Genomic DNA, 21,152 nt, shown 5'->3' with positions numbered 1-21,152 from the left:
CCGCAAGGGAGTTGTCATGGCCGAGGCCTACATCGTCGAAGCGGTCCGCACGCCCGTCGGCCGGCGCCGGGGAGGACTGAGCGCGGTCCACCCGGCCGACCTGGGCGCACACGTGCTGAAGGAACTCGTCGCCCGCTCGGGAGTGGACCCGGCCGCCGTCGAGGACGTCGTCTTCGGCTGCCTGGACGCGGTGGGCCCACAGGCCGGGGACATCGCCCGGACCTGCTGGCTGGCGGCCGGACTGCCCGAGGAGGTGCCGGGCGTGACCGTCGACCGGCAGTGCGGCTCCTCGCAGCAGGCCGTGCACTTCGCCGCGCAGGCCGTGCTCTCCGGCACCCAGGACCTGGTGGTCGCGGGCGGCGTGCAGAACATGTCGCAGATCCCGATCGCCTTCGCCACCCGGCAGGCCGCCGAACCCCTGGGCTTCACCGAGGGCCCCTTCGCGGGCAGCGAGGGCTGGCGCGCCCGCTACGGCAGCCGGCCGGTGAACCAGTTCGCCGGCGCCGAGATGATCGCCGCGAAGTGGGGGATCAGCCGCCAGGACCAGGAGGAGTTCGCCCTGCGCTCGCACCGCCGGGCGGTACGGGCCATCGACGAGAGCCGCTTCGACCGGGAGACCGTGCCCTACGGCGACGTCACCGTCGACGAGGGCCCGCGCCGGGACACCTCCCTGGAGAAGATGGCCGCACTCAAGCCGGTCATCGACGGCGGCACCGTCACCGCCGCCTGCTCCTCCCAGGTCTCCGACGGCGCCGCGGCCCTGCTGCTGGCCTCCGAGCGGGCGGTGCGGGAACACGGGCTGCGCCCGCGCGCCCGCGTGCACCACCTCTCCGTACGCGGCGAGGACCCCATCCGCATGCTCACCGCGCCCATCCCGGCCACCGCGCACGCCCTGAAGAAGACCGGCCTGACCCTCGACGACATCGACCTCGTCGAGATCAACGAGGCCTTCGCCCCCGTCGTCCTGGCCTGGCTGAAGGAGACCGGCGCGAACCCGGACAAGGTCAACGTCAACGGCGGCGCCATCGCCCTCGGCCACCCCCTCGGCGCGACCGGCGCCCGGCTGATGACGACCCTCCTCCACGAACTGGAGCGCACCGCCGGCCGGTTCGGACTCCAGACCATGTGCGAGGGCGGCGGCCAGGCGAATGTGACGATCATCGAACGCCTGTGACCACCGGAACGGCGAAAGGGTGGCCGCCCGCCACCTGCCGCCCACTGCCCGCCACCTGCTCTGGCGGACGGAGTCGGGCGCAGGCTCCCGAAGCCTGGGAGGCTCCCCGGGGGCCGAGCAGTGCGAGGGGGGCCGTTGGGGATGGCGCCGATCATCGAGAGGTTGTGAGTCTCGCCCGTACCTCCTCCGCCTCCTTCATGATCCGCTCCACCAGCTCCACGCACGACGGCAGGTCGTCGATCACCCCTGCGACCTGCCCGGACGCCATCACCCCGAGGTCCGTACGCCCGTCCACCATCGCGGACTTGAGCAGCATCGGCGTGTTCGCGGCGAGCAGGACCTGACTCCAGGACAGCTCCTTGCCGTGCTTCAGGGCGAGACCGTCGCGCACCATCAGCCGCCAGGTCAGCCCGGACAGCCGCCGGAACCCCGCCGCCCGCCGGACGGCGTGCAGCAGCACGCGCGTGCGCCCCGACCGCTCCAGGGCGTCCACCAGGTCCGTGCGCAGCATGCGGTGCGGCAGACCGTCCACGGCCGTGGTGACCGTGACGTCCCGGACGGTGGCCGCGAGGTACCGGGCCTTGACCGCGTCCGGCACCGTCGAGTCCGAGGTGAGCAGGAACCGCGTGCCCATCGCGATGCCCGCCGCCCCGTAGGCCAGCGCCGCGACCAGTCCCCGCCCGTCGAAGAAGCCGCCCGCCGCCACGACGGGTATCCGCACCGCGTCCACCACCTGCGGCAGCAGCACACTGGTCGCCACCTCGCCGGTGTGCCCGCCGCCCTCGCCGCCCTGCACGATCACCGCGTCCGCGCCCCAGGCCGCCACCTTCTCCGCGTGCCGCCGCGCCCCGACGGACGGGATCACGACCACGCCCGCCTCCTTCAGCTCCGCGATCAGCTCCCGGGAGGGCGCCAGAGCGAAGGACGCCACCCGGACCCCCTCGTCGATGATCAGACGAACCCGGTCGCCGGCGTCGCCCGCGTCCGCCCGGAGGTTCACTCCGAACGGCGCGTCCGTGCGCGCGGCGACCTCGCGTATCGCCGCACGCAACTGGTCGAGGGTCATCGTCGCGGAGGCCAGGACGCCCAGCGCGCCCGCGTTCGCCGCCGCCGAGACCAGACGCGGGCCCGCCACCCAGCCCATCCCCGTCTGCACGACGGGATGCCGGACCCCGGTCAGCCGGGTGAGCGCGGTCTCCATCAGCCCCTCACCCCCTCGGGGACCTCGCGGGCGCGCGTGCCGCCCGGATCGAGCACCTCGCGGATCAGCCGCAGCTCCTCGGCCGTCGGCTCCCGGGTCGCCGGCACCTCCTGCGGTATCGCGAGCGCGAAGCCGGTCGCCTCCTCCACCATCGCCACGGTCACACCCGGGTGCAGTGCGGCGAGCCGCATCGAGCGGTCGGGCGTGGCGAAGTCGAACACGCCCAGGTCGGAGACGACCCGCGGGATGCGGTGGTACCGGGTAGTGCCCGGATGCCCGGCGGCACGGTCGTATCCCACCCCGCACACCATGTCGACCCGCTCCACGAAGACCCGCCGGGAGTGCCTCGGGACCCAGTAACTCGTCGGGTTGTTCAGCGTGTTGAGCGGCGCCCCGCGCACGCCGAGCAGCTGCCGCCGGGGTCTCGCCCAGTCTCCGACGCACGAGATGTTCTGGTTGCCGAAGCGGTCGATCTGACTGGCACCCATCATCACGTGCCGCCGCCCGCCGGCCACCAGCGCCAGATGCTGCCGGTAGGGCAACCAGCCCTCGGGCGTCCCGTCCGGCCGGACCAGCAGCGCCTCGCCGTCGGTCAGCAGCAGGTCCGGCGCGAAGGTGAGCCGGGCCAGCCGCGCGCCCAGCGACGGGATCAGGCCCATGGGACTCGCCAGGATCTCACCGGAGCCGCGCCAGGCGTCGGCGCAGGCGATCACGCAGTACTCGGCGCGGCCGGCCCCCGTCATCGCTGCCCCTCCTGCCACGCCCGCACCGCCGACCGGTACGTCTGCTCGTCCCCGCCGAGGAACCGCTCGGCGAACTCCGGCCAGGGCGCCGTCGTGTACTCCCGCTGGAACTCCTCGTCCCGCTCGTAGTCGGGAGCGCACGAGGTGAAGTGCGCGCCGTTCGGCGCCTCGACGACTCCGGTCACCACATGCCGCTTGACCAGCAGTGACTGCGGTGCCGCCGCCTTCGTCAGCTCGGCCGTGTCCACGATCCGTTCGCAACTGACGTAGGCCGCGTCCGCCGCCTCGCAGAACAGGTCGTCGAAGTACGGGTCCGGGCCCAGATACTGTCCGTTGCCCAGCCGGTCCGCGCGGTTGACGTGGACCAGGGCGGCGTCCAGCCGCAGCGCGGGCATCGCCACGAACGTCTCCCCGTCCTCGTACGGCGACGCGACCGTCCGCAGGGCGGGGTTCACCCGCATCACGTCCGAACCGATCCCCGCCCGCACCGGCAGGAAGGGCAGCCGGTTCGCCGCCGCTGTGAGCCCCCACATGAACATCCCCTCGTCCACCTCCATCAGCTCGAAGTCCCCCCGCTCGCGCGCCGCCCGGTAGCGCGGTTCGAGCGGGACGGAGTCGAGCGTGACGAAGGCGGCCACCAGCTTGCGGATCCGCCCCGCCGCGGCCAGCATCCCGACATCCGGGCCGCCGTACGAAACGACGGTGAGGTCACCGATCCCGGACCGCAGCAGGGCTCTGACCAGGGCCATCGGCTTCCGCCTCGACCCCCAGCCGCCTATGCCGAGGGTCATGCCGCTCTCCAGCCGCGCGACGGCCTCGTCGGCGGTCATCGTCTTGTCCCTCACTACGCACCCTCCTTCCCGAACGTGTCCCGGACCCGGTCGGCCACCCCGCTCACGGCCGCCTCGAAGGTGAAGCCCTGCTCGAAGCGGTAGCTGCGGCGCACGTCGACGGGATCGATCCCGTTGATGGCGGCCTTCGCCAGGCGCAGCAGCCGCCCGTCCTTGGCGGCGATCTCCCGCGCCAGCTCCAGCGCCGCCGAGTGCAGTTCGCCGCGCGGGACGACCCGCCACACCGAGCCGTGCGCGTGCAGCTCGGCCGCGCTCGCCGTGCGCGAGGTGTAGTACAGCGTCCGCATCAGATGCGGCGGCACCAGCCGGGCCAGATGCGTGGCGGCACCCAGCGCGCCCCGGTCCAGCTCGGGCAGCCCGAAGACGGCGTCCTCGCTCGCCACGATCGCGTCCGCGTTGCCCACCAGACCTATCCCGCCGCCCAGACAGAAGCCCTGCACCGCCGCCACCACCGGTGTCTCGCACTCGTAGACCGCCGCGAAGGCCTCCGCGCAGCCCCGGTTGGCGCCGAGCAGCGCCGGATGCCCCTCCGCCTGTATCTCCTTGATGTCCACGCCCGCGTTGAACCCGCGCCCCTGCGCGGCCAGCACCACGCACCGCACCTGCGGATCGCGCCCGGCCGCGCGCACGGCGTCGGCCAGGGCGAACCAGCCGCGCACCGGCAGCGCGTTCACCGGCGGGAAGTCGACCGTGACGACGGCGATCCCGTTTTTCTCGGGCCCCTTTTCCGGGGACGAGGTGGAGACACCCATGGACGCATCAGCTACCTTCGCACTCAACGCCTTTCCACCAAACATTTGTTAGGTGAGGCTTCGAAGCTAGCAGTAGGCTCCGACAAGCGGGAGGCCCTGTGGATAACTCGCTGCACGGTCGGACTGTCGTCGTCACGGGCGGCACGCGGGGCGTCGGGGCCGGGATCGCCCGGGCCTTCGCCGAGGCCGGTGCCCATGTACACGCCTGTGCCCGCCGACCACCCGAACAACCCCTCGACGGCGTCGAATTCACCCCCCTCGACCTCCGTGACCCACCCGCCGTACACGCCTTCTTCGACGCCCTGCCCCGCGTCGACGCGCTCGTCAACAACGCCGGCGGCACCCCCTACCGACGGCTCGCCGACGCGGACGCCGAGCGGCACGCCCGGGTGATCGAGCTGAACCTCCTCACCCCGCTGACCGCCTCCCTCGCCGCGTACGAACACCTCAGAAGGAGCCGGGGAACGGTGGTGATGATCGGCAGTGTCAGCGGCAGCCGTCCCTCGCCGGGCTCCGCCGCCTACGGCGCGGCCAAGGCGGGACTGGAGAACCTGGCCAGGTCCATGGCGGTGGAATGGGCGCCGGAGGTCCGGGTCAACACGCTGCTCGTGGGCATGGTCCACACCGAGCTCGCCCACCTCCACTACGGCGGCCAGGACGGCATCGACGCCGTCTCCCGCACCGTCCCACTCGGCCGCCTCGCCACCCCGTCCGATGTCGGCGCCGCCGCCGTCTTCCTCGCCTCCGACGCGGCCGCCTACATCAGCGGGGCCGGCCTCCTCGTGCACGGGGGCGGAGAGCGGCCCGCGTTCCTGGACGCCGCGACCGCCAACAAGGAGGACTGACATGACCGTGAGCGGAATCTGCACGGACCGGGTCGTCGTCGTCACCGGCGCCGGGCGCGGACTCGGCCGCGCCCACGCACTCGCCTTCGCCGCCGAGGGCGCCCGGGTCGTCGTCAACGACCTCGGCGTCGGCCTCGACGGCCTGCCGGGTCCCGACAGTCCCGCCGGGGCCGTCGTGGCCGAGATCCGGGCGGCGGGCGGCGAAGCGGTGGCCCACGGCGGCGACATCGCGACGACCGCCGGAGCAGCCTCGCTGATCAGGACCGCGGTCGAGACCTACGGCCGTCTCGACACCCTCGTCAACAACGCCGGTTTCCTGCGCGACCGCATGCTGGTCAACCTCGACGAGGACGACTGGGACGCCGTCCTCCACGTCCATCTCAAGGGTCACTTCCTGCCCCTGAAGCACGCCGCCGCGCACTGGCGGGCCGAGGCCAAGGCGGGCCGCACACCGGTCGCCCGGATCGTCAACACCAGCAGCGGCGCCGGACTGCTGGGCTCGGTCGGGCAGGGCAACTACAGCGCCGCCAAGGCCGGGATCGTCGGGCTGACCCTGGTCGCGGCGGCCGAGCTGCGCCGCTACGGGGTCCAGGTGAACGCGGTCGCCCCGGCCGCCCGCACCCGGATGACGGAACACACCTTCGCCGAGACCATGGCCGCCCCCGGCTCCGGCTTCGACGCGATGGCCCCCTCGAACGTCTCCCCGCTGGTGGTCTGGCTGGGCTCCGCCGCGAGCGCCGGCGTGACCGGCCGGGTCTTCGGGGCGGAGGGTGGCCGGATCACCGTCATGGAGGGCTGGCGGCCGGGCCCCACCGCCGACAAGGGGGCCCGGTGGACTCCGGCCGAGGCGGGGGAGACGGCACTGAAACTGCTCGCCGAGGCGGAGGAGCCGGGAGCGGTGTACGGGGCGTAGGGAACGGCTACGTGTCGCACTCCAGCACCGTCCGGCACAGCGAACACCTCGCCCGCACCCGCCCCCGCACGGGCACCCGGATCCGCTGGTGGCAGGTCGGGCAGGGGAAGGAGACGCGCAGACGACCGCCGACGTCGGGGGAGAAGGTGTAGCCGATGCCCGGCTGGGGCCCCGGCGCATGGCGGCGGTCGCGGGCGTAGCGGCGGCGCCCCGCCCAGCCGGCGGCGGTCAGCGGCGGCTGCTGCTCGTCCCGGCGGGCCTCGGCCATGCCCTTGGCGTACGCCGTGTAGGCCTGCGGGCTGGTGAACCACACCGAGGGGTCCTCGCCGAAGAACAGGGCGCGCTTGGCCAGCACGTAGCCGAACTCCTCCGGGGTGAGGTAGCCCAGCTTCTGGGAGGACACCGCGTCCTCCCGGAAGGCGTCCAGCAGCAGCCACCCCGCGCCCAGGTACGTCGTCGCCGTGTCCGTGAGGATCTCGTTCTCCCGGGTGCCGGGGAAGGACAGGTCCAGACGGTGCAGATAGACGTGCATCACCTCATGGGCGAGGGCCGCGCCGATGTCCCGCCGGTGACGGCGGAAGCGGTCGTTCAGCTCCACGAAGTACTCGGGGCCCGCCGCGAGTTCGACGTTCGCCGCGTGCGTCATCTCGCGGAAGCTCACGACCAGGCGGGCGTCCGGCAACCGGAAGTGCCGCACCATCTCGCGGGCCACCCGCTGCGCACCCAGATAGAGATCGTCGGTGTCGCAGAAGGCCACGTCGGCGGGGGCCACACTGGTGGCGAAGGTCTGGACGGTGTCGTACGAGAGGCGCTTGTACAGCGCGGTGATGGAGGCCCGCACCGTCTCCAGATGTGGGTAGCCGTGCTCGACCGGTCCGCCGTTCGCCACGTCCGTACCCCCAAAGACGTTCGGGCCTCCTCTCCACTCTATGCGGCGGGCCGCGGCGGAGCGCTCAGACGCACGGCGCACGCACCCGGCCCGGTCCCCTCCAGCTCCAGCACCCACACCTCGTTCTCCCCCTCCCGCAGCACCGGGCCGGGGACGAACAGCGAGCGCTGGGGGCCCACGGACCAGTAGCGGCCCAGACCGAAGCCGTTGATCCAGACGAACCCGCGGGTCCAGCCCGGCAGTTCCACCCGCGCGTCCCCGGCACCGCGGACCGTGACGGTGCCCCGGTACAGCCCGGGGGCGCCGTCGCCGGGCAGCTCACCGAAGGGCAACCTGTCGACGCCGTCGTCGAAGGCGTCCAGCCGCAGCCCACGCGCGCGTACCCCGTGCAGATACTGCCGCTCGTGCTGGACGCCCCCGGTGACGCCCTTGGGCTCGCCGCTGCGGGGCCCGTAGTTGACCCGGCCGAGCGACTCCACCCACGCCTCCACGCGCGCGTGCCCGGCGACCGGCTTCTCCAGCACGGGCTCCTCCTCGGTGAGCACCCCGGCCCGCTCCCCGTCGACGTACACCACCGCCAGGTCCCGCAGACCGCGCAGCGTGAGCGGGTACGGCTGCCTCGGGCCCGGCACGGTCACCTCGTAGCGGACCAGCCCCCGGTCGACATCGAGCTCCTCGAAGGTGGGCGGCACACCACCGACGCTCTCCGGACCACCGAGCGCGTCCAGCACCTCCCCCAAGGACGCCCGACCCGACAGCCCCACCTCCGCCGGAGCACCCAACGACGCCGGCGGCTCGGGCAGTTCGGGCAGCGGGCCCGGGTGGTGGGCGGCGAGGACCTCGCGGAACGCCCAGAACTTCGCCGTGGGGCGCCCGTACTCGTCGATCGGCGCGTCGTAGTCGTACGACGTCACGTCCGGCTCCAAAGACCCCTCGTGCATGTCGCCACCGCCCCGGTTGGCGCCCGCCCAGCCGGCGAAGCTCGTGCCGCCGTGCGCCATGTACAGGTTCACCGAGGCACCGCACTCGAGGATCTCCCGCAGGCTCCGCGCCGCGTCCCCCGCGTCCCGCACCGCGTGCTCGCCGCCCCAGCGGTCGAACCAGCCGCACCAGAACTCCATGCACATCAACGGCCCCGAGGGACGGTGCCGGCGCAGCGTCGCGAACGCCTCACGCGCGCGGGAGCCGAAGTTCACCGTGGCCAGGACACCCGGCACCGAACCACCGGAGAGCATGTGGTCCTCGGGCCCGTCCGAGGTGCACAGCGGCACCGTCACCCCCTCCGCGCGCAGCAGGTCGGCCAGCTGCCGCAAGTAGACCTCGTCGGAGCCGTAGCTGCCGTACTCGTTCTCGACCTGCACCATGATCACCGGTCCGCCGCGCTCCAGCTGCCGGGGCACGACCTCGTGCAGCAGATGGCGGAACCACCGGTCCACATGAGCCAGATAACGTTCATCACGCGTACGCGCGCGCGTGCCCAGCTCGCCCGTCAGCCAGTGCGGCAGCCCGCCGTTCTCCCACTCACCACAGATGTACGGGCCCGGCCGCACGATCGCCCACAGGCCCGCCTCCCGCACCGCGTCCAGGAAGCGACCCAGCGCCCCCACGTCCCGGAAACTGCCGGGACGCGGCTCGTGCAGGTTCCACGGGACGTACGTCTCCACGCAGTTGAGGCCCATCGCGCGCAGCAGCGCCAGCCGGTGCCGCCAGTGCTCCTCGTGCACCCGGAAGTAGTGCAGCGCCCCGGACAGCAACCGCACCGGCCGCCCGTCCAGCAGGAAATCCGTGTCCCCCACAGTGAACTCGCTCATGCGCCCACCCTCGCCCCTGGCGGCGACCAACGCCATGGACAAAGATCGGCTCTACTTGGACGGAAACGACGCGGGGAAGGAGCGCTCCGCCATGTACCACACCTGGATGCGGTACTTCAGCCCCAGCCCGGTCCACCACCGCCTCGGCCTCGTCTGCCTCGGCGTCGGCCTCCAGCACGGCACCCTGCCCGCCGTCGGACCACGCACCCTCGACCACCACGTCGCCGTCCTGATCAGCGCCGGCAGCGGCTGGTACCGCACCCCCGACGGACGCCGCACCACCGTCACCGCGCCCGCACTGCTCTGGCTCACCCCCGGCGTGCCGCACCACTACGCACCCGACCCCGCGACCGGCTGGGACGAGGCATTCGTCGACTTCACCGGGCCCGCCACCGCCACCTACACCGAACTCGGCCACATCGAACCCGACCGGCCCGTCGTGCCCCTCGCGGACGCCACCGGCCCCCGCGCCGTCATCGGCCGCATCGCCCGCGCCTCCCGCCGCGACAACCCCCTGCTGGAGGTCGAGACCGCCGCCGCCGTCCACGAACTCCTCGTCGCCCTGCGCCGCGCCCGCGCCGGCCTCGCCCCCGACGGCGACGACGTCCTCCAGGCCCTGGCCCGGGACGCCTGCACCCCCATGACCGTCGCCGAGCACGCCGCCCGGCACGGCATGACCCCCGCCGAACTGCGCGCCGCCGTCCGCCGCGGCGCCGGACGCAGCCCCAAGGACTACCTGCTCGGCATCCGCCTGGGCCGCGCCAAGGAACTCCTGGCGGCCACCGACCTCCCCGTGGCCGCCGTGGCCCGCCGCGTCGGCTACGACGACCCGGCCTACTTCTCCCGCCTGTTCACCCGCCGCGTCGGCCTCGCCCCCGTCCGCTTCCGCGCCCAGCAGGGCCGCGCACAGGCAGGGGGAGCGCCCGCCGCCCCCCGTGACCGCGACGACCCGCCCCCGGACAGTCCACCGACACCGACGGCGCCCGCCCCTTAGGGTTGACACCCATGACCACCAGCAACACCGGTACCGGTGCCGTCGACCCGTCCGTCCGCGAGGAACTCGAGCGGCTGCGCGACAGCATCGACAACATCGACGCGGCCATCGTGCACATGCTCGCCGAACGATTCAAAGCCACCCAGCAGGTGGGCCGGCTCAAGGCCGTCCACCAGCTCCCACCGGCCGACCAGGCCCGCGAGGCCCGGCAGATCGCCCGGCTGCGCAGCCTCGCCGAGAACGCCAAGCTCGACCCGGCGTTCGCCGAGAAATTCCTGAACTTCATCATCGCCGAAGTGATCAGGCACCACGAGCGCATCGCCGAGGACACCGTCAACCACCAGGCACCCAACGCCGGCTGACCACCCACAGGCGCACCCGGCCGGACCACCGCCGCGCACGCATCGTCAACCGGCGAGCACCCGGTGTCAGTACCGGGACGTAAGCTGGTTGTCCACGTGGGAGGGACGTCGGGCCATGCTGTCGGATGCCAAGATCCTCATCGTCGACGACCACAAGGACACCCTGTACGCGCTCGAGAGCGCCCTCGCCCCGCTGGGCTACCGGCTCGGCCGTGCCACCAGCGGCGACGAGGCGCTCAAACAGGTCCTGCGCGGCCAGGTCGGCCTCCTGCTGCTCGACGTGCGCATGCCCGGCGTCAGCGGCCTCGACGTCGTGCGCTACCTGCGCCGCCTGGAACAGACCCAGCACATACCCGTCATCCTGCTCACCGGCTTCGGCCCCGACCAGGAACTGACCGCCAGCGCCTTCGCCCTCGGCGTCGCCGACCTCGTCCTCAAACCCGTCGACCCCTGGGCCCTGCGCACCAAGGTCCGCTACCTCTACGACACCCACCAGCACCGCCTCGCCCTCGAACAGGAGATCCGCGAACTGCGCGCCCTGGTCAAGGACCCCACCCGGCCCCAGGACCACACCGCACACCCCTCCCTGCCCCACCCCGGCACCCACGTCCCACCCCAGCGCGACGCCCACCCCACCGGCGCGGGCCGCGACCGGCCCTGACCCCCGCGCACGCCCCCCACCCCCCGGCGCGGACCGGACATAACGCGCGTACCGATCCGCCCCTGTGCCGTGTCAGCGACATCAGGCAGCATGTCGTGCATGTCCGTACTGACGCGCGACGAAGCGCAGACACGTGCCCAGCTCCTCGACGTCCACCGCTACACGATCGACCTCGACCTGACCACCGGGGACGAGACCTTCGCATCGCGCAGCGTCATCCGGTTCACCGTGCGACCGGACAACGCCACCGTGGACACCTTCGTCGAGATCAAGCCCGCCGAGCTGCGCTCCGTCACCCTCGACGGACAACCCCTCGACCCGGAAACCCTCGACCAGGACCGGCTCCCCCTGAAGGACCTCACCCCCGGCGAGCACGAACTGCGCGTCGACGCCACGATGCGCTACTCCCGCACCGGCGAAGGCATGCACCGCTTCACCGACCCCACCGACGGCGAGACCTACCTCTACACCCAGCTCTTCATGGAAGACGTACAGCGCGTCTTCGCCGCCTTCGACCAGCCCGACCTCAAAGCCGTCTTCGAACTGACCGTCAAGGCCCCCGACGGCTGGACCGTACTCGCCAACGGCATCACCGAACACCTCGGCGACGGCCGCTGGCAGGCCGCCCCCACCCCGCCCCTGCCCACCTACCTCGTCGCCGTCGCCGCCGGCCCCTTCCACTCCGTACGCACCGAACACCGCGGCCTGCCCTTCGCCATCCACTGCCGCCGCTCACTCGCCCCCCACCTCGACGCCGACGCCGACGAGATCCTCGACATCACCCGAGCGTGCTTCGACCGCTACCACGAGAAATTCGACGAGCCCTACCCCTTCGACTCCTACGACCAGGCCTTTGTCCCCGAGTTCAACGCCGGCGCCATGGAGAACCCCGGCCTGGTCACCTTCGCCGACAAGTTCGTCTACCGCTCCGCCGTCACCGACACCGAACGCCAGACCCGCGCCATGGTCATCGCCCACGAGATGGCCCACATGTGGTTCGGCGACCTCGTCACCCTCAAGTGGTGGGACGACATCTGGCTCAACGAGTCCTTCGCCGAGTTCATGGGCTACCAGACCACCCTCGAAGCAACCCGCTTCACCGAACCCTGGGTCGAGTTCGGCGTCGTCCGCAAATCCTGGGGCTACGACGCCGACCAGCGCCCCACCACCCACCCCGTCGCCCCCGAAGCCGTCGACGACACCGCCGCCGCCCTGCTCAACTTCGACGGCATCTCCTACGCCAAGGGCGCCTCCGCCCTGCGCCAACTCGTCGCCTGGCTCGGCGAGAAGGACTTCCTCGCCGGCATCAACACCCACTTCGCCCGCCACAAGTTCGCCAACGCCACCCTCGCCGACTTCATCGACTCCCTCGCCGCCAACACCGAACGCGACGTCCACGCCTGGGCCGACGCCTGGCTGCGCACCACCGGCGTCGACACCCTCACCCCCCGGCTGACCACCGACGGCGCCACCTGCGCCCTCACCGTCGAACGCACCGGCAGCCGCCCGCACCGGATCTCCGTCGGCCTCTACGACCAGGGCCTCGCCGACGAAGGCCGGCTCACCCTGCGCGAACGCATCGACGTCGACGTCCCGCAGACCGACCCCAAGCCCATCGGCAAACGCCCCGCGCTGCTCGTCCTCAACGACGGCGACCTCACCTACACCAAGGTCCGCTTCGACCCCGAGACCTTCCAAGCGGTGCGCACCAGCCTGTCCGGCCTGCCCGACCCACTCACCCGCACCGTGGTGTGGAACGCCCTCAGGGACGCCGTCCGCGACGGCGAACTCCCGCCCGCCACCTACCTGGACACCGCCCGCACCCACCTCCCGCACGAGACCGACCTCGCCCTGGTCCAGGGCGCGCTCACCTTCGCCTCCACCCAGGTCGCCGACCGCTACCTCAGCCCCGAGGAACGCCCCGCCGCCCTGGCCACCCTCACCGCACTGTGCCGCGACCTCATCCGCCGCACCGAGGACGGCGACAACCCCGGCCTCCGCCTGGTCGCCGTACGCCACTACATCGACGTCGCCGCCCACCCCGACACCATCGCCGCCTGGCTCGCCGACGGCACCGTGCCCGGCGGCCCGGAACTCGACCCCGAACTGCGCTGGCGCATCCTGACCCGGCTCGCCGTCCTCGGCGCCACCGACGAGGCCACCATCGCCGCCGAGCTGGAACGCGACCCCAGCGCCAGCGGCCAGGAGGGCGCCGCCCGCTGCCGGGCCGCCCTGCCCGACCCCGAGGCCAAACGCCGCGCCTGGGAGGCGATGTTCACCGACGACACCCTCTCCAACTACCTCTTCGCGGCCACCGCCCACGGCTTCTGGCAGCCCGAACAAGCCGACCTGGTACGCGAGTACGTGCCCCGCTACTACCAGGACGCGCCCGCCCTGGCCGCCCGCCGCGGCCCCGCCATCGCCATCGCCACCGGCCGCCTCGCCTTCCCCGCCCACGCCGTCGACACCGAGAACCTCCGCCTCGGCGAGGCCTGTCTGCGCGACGCCGCCCCGGTCACCGCCCTGCGCCGCAAACTCGCCGACGAACTCGACGACCTGGCCCGCGCGCTGCGCGTACGCCAGGCACACGACCGGCCCTGAAGCCCGCCACGCACACGACCGGTCCTAGGGCCCTAGGACCGGCGACGTAGTGCACGTCTGGTCCCTCCCGACGATGCGGCGGGCCGGTCGTCCTGCCTAGGCTCGCCAGAGCCCAGGACGATCGGCCCCAGCATCCGAGGAGAAACCGTGATCGCAGTCACCGGCGCCACCGGCAACGTCGGCCGTGCCCTGGTGGAACGACTCGTCGCCGCCGGCCGGCCCGTACGGGCACTCACCCGCGACCCGCGACGGGCCGCACTGCCACAGGGCGCGGAAGTGGTGCGGTACAGCCCCGACGAGGGCGCCGCCCTGTTCGAAGGCACATCGAAACTGTTCCTCTACGTGCAGGCGGGCGGCGGCCGGACCGACGCCCTCCTCGACGCGGCCCGCAAAGCCGGCGTCCGGCACGTCGTGCTGCTCTCCTCCGCCATCATCCAGGAAGGCGCCGACGAGACCCACCCCATCCACGTCATGCACGCCACCGCGGAACGCCAGATCCGCGACAGCGGCCTCGAGTGGACCTTCCTGCGACCCGGCGCCTTCGCCACCAACGCCCTGCAGTGGGCTCCCCAGATCCGCGCCTCGGACACCGTCCGTGGCGTCTACGCGGACATGGCCACCGCCCCCATCCACGAGGACGACATCGCCGCCGTCGCCGAACGCGCCCTGCTCGACGCCGGCCACGAGGGCGCGGCCCACCGCCTCACGGGCCCCGAAGCCGTCACCAACGCCCAGCAGATCGACGCGATCGGCCGGGCGACCGGCCGCGACCTGCGGTTCGTGGAGGCACCGCCCGAGGAGATCGGCCCCGAACTGTTCCCGAACGTTCCCCCGGACTTCCTGCACGGCCTCCTGAAGACCTTCGCGGCCACCGTGGGCGTCACCCCGGAGATCACCACCACCGTCGAGAAGATCACCGGCGTCCCCGCCCGCACCTTCACCCAGTGGGCCCAGGACCACGCGGACGACTTCCGAAGCTGACCGGGCCGGCGCACCCGGCGCGCCACCAGGGCACCGTCCACCGCCCCAGCGGCCCCGAGGCCGTCGGCCACGCCCAGCGGCCTACCGCCATCGGCAGGGCGGTCGGCGGCCACCCGCGGTGCGCGCGGACGGCACCGCCGGCCGCCACCGGCGTCCCCGGCCCGCACCGCCACGACTCCCGCAGCCGAACGGGCGCCGGCCGGCGCGTCAGCCCCGGCCGACGCGCAGCTCCGCCCGCCGCACACCCCGCTCACCCGGTCCCGCCCGCCGGTTGCCCACCTCCGCGCCCACCGCCGACTCCTCCTCCAGCACGAAACCGAGCCGCTCCAGGAACCCCTCGCCCGGCCGCCAGCCGGGCGGGACCGTCGCCCGCACCCGGGTGACACCCTCCGCGCGCGCGAGCAGCGACCCGGCCACCGCCCGGCCCAGGCCCCGGCCACGGGCCCACGGCGCCAGCAGGAACAGGCCCACCGACACCGCACCCGGCTCCGGGTGGTCCCGAACCGCGTCCACCACGCCCGTCACCACCCCGCCCCGCTCCACGACCAGGAGCACCTTGTCCTGAGGGCGGGCCCCCTCCGGCAGCGAGTAGAACAGGCTCTGCACATCACCGGGCGCCGACGGCAGCCCCGTCGCGGCCACGAACCAGTCCTCGCACGCCTCGAACAGCGCCAGCAGCGGCGCCTCGTCCGCCGGGACCGGCTCCCGCACCACCACCCGCTCACCGGGCACGTCCACCCTCCACACGTCAACCATCCGACCGACGTCACCCACCCTCCTGTATGACCCCAACACGTTTTCCCCGCACGGGAGTACCCACTTCCGGGCCCGCTCGTTGAACTTTCCGGATGCGCAGCCCCATCCGCGTACAAGCCGGAACCACCGCTGCGGATGCCCCCTCGCCCGCGCCCCGGAGGAGAGCCCATGAGCACGCCGCCCCTCGCCTCAGGACCCGACGGCCCCGCGGCCCTGCGCCCACTGCTCGACACCGTCCTCGACGCCCTGCGCGAAGGCGGCCGCTCCCGCGGCGGCCCCCTGCCCGAAGGCGGCCCGCAAGCCATCACCGCCCGCATCACCGACGCCGTCGGCGACATCCTGCCCCACGACGGCGAACCCGACGCCCTGCGCACCCTCGTACACGCCCTCGCCGCAGGCTCCGCCGACCCCGCCGACCCGCTGTGCACCGCCCATCTGCACTGCCCGCCCCTCGCCGTCGCCACCGCCGCCGACCTCGCCGCGAACGCCCTCAACCCCTCCCTCGACTCCTGGGACCAGGCCCCCGCAGCCTCCGCCCTCGAAGCCCTCGTCACCCGCGCCCTCGCCCACGAGATCGGCCTCGCCGACGCCCTCGTCACCACCGGCGGCACCGAAGCCAACCAACTCGCCCTCCTGCTCGCCCGCGAGGCACACGGCGGCAGCGTCCAACTGGTCTGCGGAGCCAACGCCCACCACTCCCTGCCCCGCGCCGCCTGGCTCCTCGGCCTGCCCGACCCCGTCGTCGTCCCCGCACCCGCCGGCACCCTCGACCCCGCCGCCCTCGACGAAGCCCTCACCCGCCTGCCCCGCCCGCTGCTCGTCGCCGCCACCGCCGGCACCACCGACGCCGGCCTCATCGACCCGCTGCCCGAGATCGCCGGCCTCTGCGCCGCCCACGGCGCCCGCCTGCACATCGACGCCGCCTACGGCGGAGCCCTGATCTTCAGCGACCGCCACCGGGAAAGACTCGCCGGACTCGAAGCCGCCCACACCGTCGCCCTCGACCTTCACAAACTCGGCTGGCAGCCGATCGCCGCCGGCCTCCTCGCCGTCGCCCGCCCCCGCGACCTCGCCGCCCTCGACCAGCGCGCCGACTACCTCAACGCCGACGACGACACCGAAGCCGGCCACCCCGACCTGCTCGGCCGCTCCCTGCGCACCACCCGCCGCGCGGACATCCTCAAGATCGCCGTCACCCTCAAGACCCTCGGCCGCACCGGCATCGGCGCCCTCGTCGACCAGGTCTGCGCCCGCGCCCGGCAGTTCGCCGCCCTCATCCACGACCACCCCGGCTTCGAACTCCACGACCGGCCCGTCATCAGCACCGTCCTGTTCCGCCCCTCAGGCGCCACCGACGACACCGTCGCCGACGTACGCCGCAGACTCCTCCAGGACGGCCGCGCCGTCCTCGGCCGGGCCCGCACGGACGGCCGCCTCTGGCTCAAGGCCACCCTCCTCAACCCCCACACCGGGCCCGACGACCTGGCCCACCTCCTGAAACTCGTGGAAGGAACCACCCCCAGATGACCATCCCCCCACGCCACGAGCCCGAAGCACCACGCGACCTGGTCGGCATCGGCATCGGACCGTTCAACCTCTCCCTCGCCGCCCTCGCCCACCCACTCGCCGAACTCGACGCCGTCTTCTACGAACAACGCCCCGGCTTCGACTGGCACCCCGGCCTGCTCATCGACGGCGCACGCATCCAGGTCCCCTTCCTCGCCGACCTCGTCACCCTCGCCGACCCCGCCAGCCCCTGGAGCTTCCTCAACTACCTCAGAGCCCGCGACCGGCTCTTCCCCTTCTACTTCGCCGAGCGCTTCCACATCCAGCGCGCCGAATACGACGCCTACTGCCGCTGGGTCTCCCAGCACGTCCCCGGACTGCGCTTCTCCCACCAGGTCGACTCCGTCCGCTGGAACCCCGAACGCGAGGTCTTCGAAGTCGAGTTCACCCGTCTCGGCACCGACGCGGAGACCGAGGCCCCCGGCCGGACCCACACCAGGAACATCGTCCTCGGCGTCGGCACCGCCCCCCACGTACCGGACCCGCTGAAACCCCTCGTCGAAGCCTCCGGCGTCCCCGTCGTCCACGCCGCCGACTACCTCGACCACCGCGACACCATCCTCGCCGCCGGCCACGTCACCGTCGTCGGCTCCGGACAGTCCGGCGCCGAAGTCTTCCTCGACCTGCTCCGCCACCGCCCCGCCGGCCACGAGCGACTCCACTGGATCGGCCGCACCGAGTCCTTCGCACCCATGGAGTACTCAAAACTCGGCCTGGAGCACTTCACCCCCGACTACACCCGCTACTTCCACGCCCTCGACCAGCCCACCCGCGACCGGCTCGTCACCAACCAGTGGCAGCTCCACAAGGGCATCGACGCCGACACCATGGCCGACATCCACGACGAGCTCTACCAGCGCACCCTGCACGGCGGGTGGCCCGACACCGTCCTCACCCCCGGCGTCCACGTCCGCACCGCCGGACGCATCGCCACCAGCAAAATCGAACTCCACCTCGAACACGTCCAGCAGGGCACCCGCTCCCGCCTCACCACCGACGCCGTCGTCCTCGCCACCGGCTACCGCGAACGCCCCCTCGGCCAACTCCTCGCCGGCCTCGACCCCTACCTGCGCCGCGACAGCGGCGAACGCCCCCGAGTCGACGAACACTTCCGCATGGTCCTCGACCCCTCCGTCACCGGAACGGTCTACGTACAGAACGCCGAACTCCACACCCACGGCGTCGGCGCCCCCGACCTCGGCCTCGCCGCCTGGCGCAGCGCCACCATCCTCAACACCCTCACCGGCAAGGACCCCTACCCCCTGCCCGCCCGCACCGCCTTCACCACCTTCGGCCTCGACCGCCACCCCCACGTCCCCGACACCCGCAGACCCACCAGCACCCTCGTCCCCCTCGTCGACGGCCGATAGGAACCCCCGCCCACGGCGGGGGTTCCAGGCCCACTAGAAGACAGCCGTGCCGTTCCGCGTGAGCTTCCAGTCCACCGACGCGAAGTCCTTCGGATCCAGCACACCCTTCGCGGTCACCCACTCCGCGATCCGCGTACGGATCTCCGTCGACTCCGACCACAACTCCTTGGCCGAAGCGACGAACGGGAACGCACCGCCACCATTGGCCCGGTAGTTGTTCACCGCCAGCACGAACTGCTGCGCGTCATCCAGAGCGGCACCGTTGAAGGTCAGGTTCTTGATCCGCGAACCGGCCGCCTGCGCGATGTCGATCTCGTACTGGAACCCCGAGACATAGTCGTAGTTGTAGTCCGGACGGCCGTTCGCGTTCGTCAGCTTCTCCACGTCGACCACCGCGTCGGCGGCCGTCTGCACGAAGTACTCCGCCGAGAACTCCAGGTAAGCCCGCAGCTGCGCGCCCGTCATCAGCTTCGCGACCAGCGTGTTGTCGTACACATACAGGCTGGACAGATCCCGGATCGTCACATCGCCGGCCGGAATCTCAGAGGTCCGGGAGAACGGCGAGGCCTGCGCGACCACCGGCAGCGAGGCGTACCCGGTGCCCGCCAGCGCCGCCTTGACCACGTCCTCCTGGACCTTCGTGATCAGATCGATGATCGGGGCGTCCTTGTAGCGGGCCTCGACCGTGGTCAGGGTCGCGGTCGCGGAACCCACGACCTGGTTGACGTACTCGACGACCTTCGCGTGCTCGTCCGACAGCAGCTTGGTGATCTTCGGGTCGTCGGCGACCGAGCCCGAGTTCCGCAGCGAAGCGGAAACCGACTCCACCTCCCACCCGCCCTTGCCGAACACCAGCTCGATGTCGAACAGCGTGAGCCGCTCGGCGAAACACAGCGGCTCCGACAGCACGACCGTCCTGCCGGTCGCCTCGTTGACGACCTTCAGCTCCGGGATCTCCACATGCGCGTGCCCCACCAGGATCGCGTCGATACCCGGCACCAGCCTGGCGACGTTGGCGGCCGCGTTCTCCACGTACGGCACCTGGTCACCGTACGACGAGGTACCCGAGGACCCGCTGTGCGCCGACACCACCACGACGTCCGCACCCATCGAACGCAGCTTCGGCACCCACTTCGCCGCCTGCTCCTCCAGACCCGGGAAGGTCAGCTTCCCCTGCACGAACGCCTTGTCCCAGATCGCGATACCCGGGTTCGTCAGACCCAGGACGGCGACCTTCACCGGCGGGGCGCCGTGCACATGGAACTTCTTGATGAAGTACGGCGGGAACGCGGGCTTCTGCGTCTTCGCGTCCAGCGCGTTCGCACCCAGCAGCGGGAAGCGGAGCTGATGCTCGAACTTCCGCAGCGTCTCGATCCCGTAGTTGAACTCGTGGTTGCCCAGCGCCGCCGCGTCATAGCCGATCGCGTTCATCGCCTGCGCCATCGGATGCACCGGACCACCCTTGGCGGTGATCGGATCCACCTTCGCGTAGTAGTACGTCAGCGGGGTGCCCTGGATCGTGTCGCCCGCGTCCAGCAGCAGGGTGTTGCGGCGGCCCCGCTCCTCGCGCACCTGGTTCACCAGGGTCGAGATACGGGCCAGGCCCATCGCGTTGCCCGCCTTGTCGGAGTACTCCGCGTCCTTGAAGTAGTCCCAGTTGAAGACATGGCCGTGCAGGTCCGTCGTGCCCATGACGGTGAGCGAATACCGCTTCGGCTGCTTCGGCTGCTTCCCGGGCTTCTTCGCTTCCGCCGCCTCCGCCGACGGAGCCGCCGCCGCGCCGGCGATCGCCACCCCCGCCCCGGTCGCGGCGGACTTCTTCAGGAACTTCCGGCGGTTCAACGGCATGTCTCGATCCCCTCGGGAAATGGTCAACGACGCGCGTAGATTCTGACCCGTTCATGACTTGCCGCAACAGATACAGCAGGTTTCGATCTGGTGACCTAACCGGTCAACTCCCGCCCCACAAGCGGGAAAGACCTGACAGAGTAGGACGTATGGCCACCCCCCACGGCACCCCGGACGCCCCCCTCCTGGTCGTCCGCGGCGAAGCCGAACTGGAAGTCGAACCCGAGATCGCCCGCATCAGCATCACCGTCACCGCCCGCGGCCGCGACCGACGCACCACCCTCGACGACCTCACCCACCGCAACACCACCGCACTCGACCTGATCAAGTCCTACGGCGACACCGTCGAACGCCTCTCCACCGGCGCCTTCTCCATCACCCCAGAACTCAGCGAACGCGGCCGAGGCGAACGCGTCCACGCCTACCACGGCCGCGTCCACCTCACCGCCGACCTCACCGACTTCACCGTCCTCGCCGAACTCGCCACCCGCCTCGCCGACATGGAACTCACCCGCGTCGACGGGCCCTGGTGGCTCCTGCGCCCCGACTCACCCGTACACCGCCAAGCCCGACAGCAAGCAGTACGAGAAGCCGTCCGACGCGCCCACGAATACGCCACCGCCCTCGGCACCACCGTCGCCGCCCTCATCGAACTCGCCGACACCGGCACCGACCGCCCCCGCTCCGCCCGCGCCCCCTTCGAACGCGGCGTCCGCCGCGCCTCCCTCGCCAACACCGCCGAACCCCCCGAACCACTCGACCTGGAACCCGATCGCCTCCGCGTCAGCGCTCAGGTCAGCGCGCAATTCACGATGGCGCCACCACGGCTGTGAG

Annotated in this window: 19 protein-coding genes; 11 read left to right on the top strand and 8 right to left on the bottom strand. The window is 72.1% G+C overall.

What is annotated here, in order from left to right:
• Positions 1–16 precede the first annotated feature (16 nt).
• Entirely contained in the window at positions 17–1,174 is a 1,158-nt protein-coding gene (locus tag ACH45E_RS11970) for an acetyl-CoA C-acetyltransferase (protein WP_361437254.1), read from the top strand.
• Between the two features lie 151 nt (positions 1,175–1,325).
• On the opposite strand, the gene ACH45E_RS11965 is transcribed toward ACH45E_RS11970, so the two are convergent.
• The 4 genes from ACH45E_RS11965 to ACH45E_RS11950 are packed head-to-tail and all read right to left on the bottom strand — an operon-like array spanning position 1,326 to position 4,721.
• Positions 1,326–2,375, bottom strand: coding sequence for a nitronate monooxygenase (locus ACH45E_RS11965; RefSeq protein WP_361437252.1), 1,050 nt, complete (start codon positions 2,373–2,375; stop codon positions 1,326–1,328).
• Positions 2,375–3,118 (bottom strand): CoA-transferase, encoded by a 744-nt coding sequence (locus ACH45E_RS11960; protein ID WP_361437250.1) that lies wholly within the window; start codon positions 3,116–3,118, stop codon positions 2,375–2,377. Before ACH45E_RS11960 ends, ACH45E_RS11965 begins: the two co-directional genes overlap by 1 nt.
• Positions 3,115–3,963: a CoA-transferase gene (locus tag ACH45E_RS11955; RefSeq protein WP_361437247.1), complete on the bottom strand. Its 849-nt coding sequence runs from the start codon at positions 3,961–3,963 to the stop codon at positions 3,115–3,117. Before ACH45E_RS11955 ends, ACH45E_RS11960 begins: the two co-directional genes overlap by 4 nt.
• Positions 3,963–4,721, bottom strand: a complete 759-nt coding sequence (locus ACH45E_RS11950; RefSeq protein ID WP_361437245.1) for an enoyl-CoA hydratase family protein — start codon at positions 4,719–4,721, stop codon at positions 3,963–3,965. The genes ACH45E_RS11955 and ACH45E_RS11950 overlap by 1 nt, the downstream gene beginning before the upstream one ends.
• Positions 4,722–4,819: 98 nt before the next feature.
• On the opposite strand from ACH45E_RS11950, the gene ACH45E_RS11945 reads away from it, so the two are divergent.
• Complete coding sequence (locus ACH45E_RS11945) at positions 4,820–5,566, top strand: SDR family oxidoreductase (protein WP_361437243.1); 747 nt, start codon at positions 4,820–4,822, stop codon at positions 5,564–5,566.
• Positions 5,567–5,573: 7 nt separating this feature from the next.
• A complete protein-coding gene (locus tag ACH45E_RS11940) occupies positions 5,574–6,479 on the top strand; it encodes an SDR family oxidoreductase (protein ID WP_361438198.1) in 906 nt (301 codons plus the stop codon).
• Between the two features lie 7 nt (positions 6,480–6,486).
• Here the strand turns inward: ACH45E_RS11940 and ACH45E_RS11935 are convergent, their stop codons facing one another.
• Positions 6,487–7,368, bottom strand: a complete 882-nt coding sequence (locus tag ACH45E_RS11935) for a hypothetical protein (protein WP_361437241.1) — start codon at positions 7,366–7,368, stop codon at positions 6,487–6,489.
• A 38-nt stretch (positions 7,369–7,406) separates the two neighbouring features.
• Entirely contained in the window at positions 7,407–9,179 is a 1,773-nt protein-coding gene (locus ACH45E_RS11930; RefSeq protein WP_361437239.1) for a beta-galactosidase family protein, read from the bottom strand.
• 91 nt (positions 9,180–9,270) lie between these two features.
• Between ACH45E_RS11930 and ACH45E_RS11925 the strand changes: the two genes are divergently transcribed.
• From ACH45E_RS11925 to ACH45E_RS11905, 5 genes are all read left to right on the top strand, one after another.
• Positions 9,271–10,173, top strand: coding sequence for an AraC family transcriptional regulator (locus tag ACH45E_RS11925; RefSeq protein ID WP_361438196.1), 903 nt, complete (start codon positions 9,271–9,273; stop codon positions 10,171–10,173).
• A gap of 11 nt (positions 10,174–10,184) precedes the next feature.
• Positions 10,185–10,535: a chorismate mutase gene (locus ACH45E_RS11920; protein ID WP_361437237.1), complete on the top strand. Its 351-nt coding sequence runs from the start codon at positions 10,185–10,187 to the stop codon at positions 10,533–10,535.
• Positions 10,536–10,650: 115 nt separating this feature from the next.
• The gene (locus ACH45E_RS11915; protein ID WP_361437235.1) at positions 10,651–11,196 is read left to right on the top strand and encodes a response regulator; all 546 of its coding nucleotides are present in this window, start codon (positions 10,651–10,653) and stop codon (positions 11,194–11,196) included.
• Between the two features lie 99 nt (positions 11,197–11,295).
• Positions 11,296–13,797 (top strand): aminopeptidase N, encoded by a 2,502-nt coding sequence (gene pepN, locus ACH45E_RS11910; RefSeq protein WP_361437233.1) that lies wholly within the window; start codon positions 11,296–11,298, stop codon positions 13,795–13,797.
• Positions 13,798–13,944: 147 nt separating this feature from the next.
• Positions 13,945–14,778, top strand: a complete 834-nt coding sequence (locus ACH45E_RS11905; RefSeq protein ID WP_361437231.1) for an NAD(P)H-binding protein — start codon at positions 13,945–13,947, stop codon at positions 14,776–14,778.
• A 207-nt stretch (positions 14,779–14,985) separates the two neighbouring features.
• Here the strand turns inward: ACH45E_RS11905 and ACH45E_RS11900 are convergent, their stop codons facing one another.
• On the bottom strand, positions 14,986–15,534 hold the full coding sequence (locus tag ACH45E_RS11900; protein WP_361437229.1) for a GNAT family N-acetyltransferase: 549 nt from the start codon (positions 15,532–15,534) through the stop codon (positions 14,986–14,988).
• 168 nt (positions 15,535–15,702) lie between these two features.
• Here ACH45E_RS11900 and ACH45E_RS11895 point away from each other — a divergent pair, with 168 nt between their 5' ends.
• Positions 15,703–17,061 (top strand): aminotransferase class V-fold PLP-dependent enzyme, encoded by a 1,359-nt coding sequence (locus tag ACH45E_RS11895; RefSeq protein WP_361437227.1) that lies wholly within the window; start codon positions 15,703–15,705, stop codon positions 17,059–17,061.
• A complete protein-coding gene (locus ACH45E_RS11890) occupies positions 17,058–18,470 on the top strand; it encodes a SidA/IucD/PvdA family monooxygenase (protein WP_361437225.1) in 1,413 nt (470 codons plus the stop codon). The genes ACH45E_RS11895 and ACH45E_RS11890 overlap by 4 nt, the downstream gene beginning before the upstream one ends.
• A 33-nt stretch (positions 18,471–18,503) precedes the next feature.
• Here ACH45E_RS11890 and ACH45E_RS11885 read toward each other — a convergent pair whose 3' ends face one another.
• Positions 18,504–20,318: a 5'-nucleotidase C-terminal domain-containing protein gene (locus tag ACH45E_RS11885; protein WP_361437222.1), complete on the bottom strand. Its 1,815-nt coding sequence runs from the start codon at positions 20,316–20,318 to the stop codon at positions 18,504–18,506.
• Positions 20,319–20,467: 149 nt separating this feature from the next.
• Between ACH45E_RS11885 and ACH45E_RS11880 the strand changes: the two genes are divergently transcribed.
• On the top strand, positions 20,468–21,151 hold the full coding sequence (locus ACH45E_RS11880; protein ID WP_361437219.1) for an SIMPL domain-containing protein: 684 nt from the start codon (positions 20,468–20,470) through the stop codon (positions 21,149–21,151).
• The last annotated feature ends 1 nt before the right edge of the window (position 21,152 follow it).

The sequence above is a fragment of the Streptomyces sp. NPDC020299 genome (genome assembly GCF_044387825.1).
Classification (GTDB): domain Bacteria; phylum Actinomycetota; class Actinomycetes; order Streptomycetales; family Streptomycetaceae; genus Streptomyces.
The sequence above is the reverse complement of the archived record's forward strand: the minus strand, read 5'-3'. Positions and strand labels throughout refer to the sequence as shown.

Bases quoted from the DNA above. Each gene is read 5' to 3' on its own strand.
- ACH45E_RS11970 (WP_361437254.1), top strand. From the start codon at position 17: ATGGCCGAGGCCTACATCGTCGAAGCGGTCCGCACGCCCGTCGGCCGG.
- ACH45E_RS11965 (WP_361437252.1), bottom strand. From the start codon at position 2,375: ATGGAGACCGCGCTCACCCGGCTGACCGGGGTCCGGCATCCCGTCGTG.
- ACH45E_RS11960 (WP_361437250.1), bottom strand. From the start codon at position 3,118: ATGACGGGGGCCGGCCGCGCCGAGTACTGCGTGATCGCCTGCGCCGAC.
- ACH45E_RS11950 (WP_361437245.1), bottom strand. From the start codon at position 4,721: ATGGGTGTCTCCACCTCGTCCCCGGAAAAGGGGCCCGAGAAAAACGGG.
- ACH45E_RS11930 (WP_361437239.1), bottom strand. From the start codon at position 9,179: ATGAGCGAGTTCACTGTGGGGGACACGGATTTCCTGCTGGACGGGCGG.
- ACH45E_RS11925 (WP_361438196.1), top strand. From the start codon at position 9,271: ATGTACCACACCTGGATGCGGTACTTCAGCCCCAGCCCGGTCCACCAC.
- ACH45E_RS11920 (WP_361437237.1), top strand. From the start codon at position 10,185: ATGACCACCAGCAACACCGGTACCGGTGCCGTCGACCCGTCCGTCCGC.
- ACH45E_RS11915 (WP_361437235.1), top strand. From the start codon at position 10,651: ATGCTGTCGGATGCCAAGATCCTCATCGTCGACGACCACAAGGACACC.
- pepN (WP_361437233.1), top strand. From the start codon at position 11,296: ATGTCCGTACTGACGCGCGACGAAGCGCAGACACGTGCCCAGCTCCTC.
- ACH45E_RS11900 (WP_361437229.1), bottom strand. From the start codon at position 15,534: ATGGTTGACGTGTGGAGGGTGGACGTGCCCGGTGAGCGGGTGGTGGTG.
- ACH45E_RS11895 (WP_361437227.1), top strand. From the start codon at position 15,703: ATGAGCACGCCGCCCCTCGCCTCAGGACCCGACGGCCCCGCGGCCCTG.
- ACH45E_RS11890 (WP_361437225.1), top strand. From the start codon at position 17,058: ATGACCATCCCCCCACGCCACGAGCCCGAAGCACCACGCGACCTGGTC.
- ACH45E_RS11885 (WP_361437222.1), bottom strand. From the start codon at position 20,318: ATGCCGTTGAACCGCCGGAAGTTCCTGAAGAAGTCCGCCGCGACCGGG.
- ACH45E_RS11880 (WP_361437219.1), top strand. From the start codon at position 20,468: ATGGCCACCCCCCACGGCACCCCGGACGCCCCCCTCCTGGTCGTCCGC.